Genomic DNA, 1519 nt, shown 5'->3' on the forward strand with positions numbered 1-1519 from the left:
TTTTGTTCCTCACGCAACGGGTTTGTTGGTTGGGAACCACATAGTGGACGCAAGCAGTCTTGTTATCTTTGTACCACCCTTGATGGGCAAACCTCTTTTGAAGGATTGGTTTGTCCAGGTGGTGTGTGGTGTAAGTTATCGGCCTATTAGTACCGGTCAGCTTCACGAGTCGTTAGTCCTCGCTTCCACATCCGGCCTATCAACCCAGTGGTCTGGCTGGGGGCCTCTCACACACAAGGTGTATGGAAATCTCATCTCGAAGCGAGCTTCCCGCTTAGATGCTTTCAGCGGTTATCCCATCCGAACGTAGCTAATCAGCGGTGCACTTGGCAGTACAACTGACACACCAGAGGTTCGTCCGTCCCGGTCCTCTCGTACTAAGGACAGCCCTTCTCAAATTTCCTGCGCGCGCAGCGGATAGGGACCGAACTGTCTCACGACGTTCTAAACCCAGCTCGCGTACCGCTTTAATGGGCGAACAGCCCAACCCTTGGGACCTACTCCAGCCCCAGGATGCGACGAGCCGACATCGAGGTGCCAAACCATGCCGTCGATATGGACTCTTGGGCAAGATCAGCCTGTTATCCCCGAGGTACCTTTTATCCGTTGAGCGACGGCCATTCCACAATGTACCGCCGGATCACTAGTCCCGACTTTCGTCCCTGCTCGAGATGTCTCTCTCACAGTCAAGCTCCCTTGTGCACTTACACTCGACACCTGATTGCCAACCAGGCTGAGGGAACCTTTGGGCGCCTCCGTTACTTTTTAGGAGGCAACCGCCCCAGTTAAACTACCCATCAGGCACTGTCCCTGACCCGGATTACGGGCCGAAGTTAGATGTCCAAAGTGACCAGAGTGGTATTTCAACGATGACTCCACCCGAACTGGCGTCCGGGCTTCAACGTCTCCCACCTATCCTACACAAGCCACTCCGAACACCAATACCAAACTATAGTAAAGGTCTCGGGGTCTTTCCGTCCTGCTGCGCGTAACGAGCATCTTTACTCGTACTGCAATTTCGCCGAGTTTATGGTTGAGACAGCGGGGAAGTCGTTACTCCATTCGTGCAGGTCGGAACTTACCCGACAAGGAATTTCGCTACCTTAGGATGGTTATAGTTACCACCGCCGTTTACTGGGGCTTGAATTCTCAGCTTCGCCTTGCGGCTAACCGGTCCTCTTAACCTTCCAGCACCGGGCAGGAGTCAGTCCGTATACATCGTCTTGCGACTTCGCACGGACCTGTGTTTTTAGTAAACAGTCGCTTCCCCCTGGTCTCTGCGGCCCCTGCACGCTCCGGACAGCTTGTGTCCATCACGATGGGGGCCCCCCTTCTCCCGAAGTTACGGGGGCATTTTGCCGAGTTCCTTAACCATAATTCTCTCGATCGCCTTAGTATTCTCTACCTGATCACCTGTGTCGGTTTGGGGTACGGGCGGCTAAAACCTCGCGTCGATGCTTTTCTAGGCAGCATAGGATCACCGAATCCCCCCTTACGGGAGTCCCATCGGATCTCAGGC

The 1519-nt window shown here is 54.2% G+C and carries 1 rRNA gene; it reads right to left on the reverse strand.

Annotated features, from left to right (window positions below):
- Nucleotides 1–125: 125 nt before the first annotated feature.
- A 23S ribosomal RNA gene (locus tag ABIB49_RS19245) occupies nucleotides 126–1519 on the reverse strand; the annotation flags it as partial.

The organism is Arthrobacter sp. UYCu512 (assembly GCF_040547075.1).
Classification (GTDB): Bacteria; Actinomycetota; Actinomycetes; order Actinomycetales; family Micrococcaceae; genus Arthrobacter.